The 1275-nt window shown below is 55.2% G+C and carries 2 protein-coding genes; one reads left to right on the top strand and one right to left on the bottom strand.

The features are described 5' to 3' along the window. Positions 1 to 246: 246 nt before the first annotated feature. Positions 247 to 744 carry a hypothetical protein gene (locus HHL24_RS43325; protein WP_206003285.1) on the bottom strand — a complete coding sequence of 166 codons (498 nt, stop codon included), beginning with the start codon at positions 742 to 744 and terminating at the stop codon, positions 247 to 249. A gap of 334 nt (positions 745 to 1078) precedes the next feature. Between HHL24_RS43325 and HHL24_RS43320 the strand changes: the two genes are divergently transcribed. After that, positions 1079 to 1275: helix-turn-helix domain-containing protein (locus tag HHL24_RS43320; RefSeq protein ID WP_329606834.1), on the top strand; the 197-nt coding region annotated here is incomplete at its 3' end.

Here is a 1275-nt window from a genome sequence, read left to right as displayed (position 1 = left end):
AAGGCATTGTTGCGTCTCCTTCTATGCGCCGGGCGCTGCGTACGCTGATGCCAGCCTTCGCTGCGGCGATCTCCTGCGAGTGATGTTTGCGTTTGGACATGTAGAGGCGAACCTGTTGGTCGGTAATGCGGGTTCCAGACATGTAGCTGATCGCTTTTTTATTCGATCAGCCATCGTAGAGCCCGGCCGACTCGGCGCCGCCGGTGATGCGTCGTCTTCGGCGGCTACGCCGCCTTCGACTCCTCATCACCGGCCAAAACCTTCGCCGCTACACCGGCCAACATGATTGTCGCCGTCCACACATAACTTCGCGAACTTGTCACTCTCCGGGCCAGACAGGCCCCATTGGTTGAAGATGTTGCGCATAAGAAAGCGCGGATCGAAGAAATGGACCTTCCATAGCCCACGCAGAGGTTCGTGCTTGAAAGGGCGTGGTTTCGCGGTGCTGCTGCGATTTGGACCGCGCCCTTCAAGTTGTTGGATGAGATCGGTGATCGCAAACGTGTTGATGGTCCGATGCTTCCACGCGCTGGTTAATTGTACGAGCAAGAATCTGCTCAATCGTGAGATGTCGATTCCAGCGAGTCCTGCATTCGTTTCAGTGAACGACTGAACGTCGCGCTCGGATATGCCGAAGCCAGCCAGGATGCTCGGATCAAGACCCACGATCTCGCTCTCCATTAGTAGATGTGGCCGCAACGTCTCGGTGCCAGCGTCAGCAACCCCAAGGTCATTTTTCTGCATGCCACTCTTCATAGTAGTGACTGAATCGATGCGTCCCCTTGATTCCGCGAAGATCGGTTTTCTGGATTTGGTAGTCGTTATTTGTGCGGATCTCAAACTCATACTGCTCGCTACCCACCAGGCCAGGGATGGATACCAAGATCACTCGATAGTCTTCAACATAGAGGTTCTTATACTCGTCATCAAGATATCGAGCATCTTTCTGGTTTTCGTCCTGAGTCGGCCACCAGTATGTTGATTTGCACGGAATCCTGACCCACCCTGCGTAGTAATTTGCATCGAATATTGACCCACGTAGAACACTGACCTGCTCGGCAACGGGCGGGGGAACGGAGTGATCGACGTGGCTATATTGAGCATCATCCGACGCTGGCACTTTCGCGATCATGTGTCGTTGCGCGAGATTGCCAAACGGCTGGGCGTGTCCAGAAACACGGTCAGACGCTACATACGGGCCGGCACCGTACTGCCCGCCTATCCCGAACGCCACAGCCCCAGCAAGCTCGACGGGTTTGCTGCGAAGCTTGCTGG

The organism is Paraburkholderia polaris, from assembly GCF_012927345.1.
In the GTDB taxonomy this organism is placed as follows: domain Bacteria; phylum Pseudomonadota; class Gammaproteobacteria; order Burkholderiales; family Burkholderiaceae; genus Paraburkholderia; species Paraburkholderia polaris.
The sequence above is the reverse complement of the archived record's forward strand: the minus strand, read 5'-3'. Positions and strand labels throughout refer to the sequence as shown.

Excerpts from the sequence above, each read along its gene's own strand:
- HHL24_RS43325 (WP_206003285.1), bottom strand. The coding sequence starts at position 744 with ATGCAGAAAAATGACCTTGGGGTTGCTGACGCTGGCACCGAGACGTTG.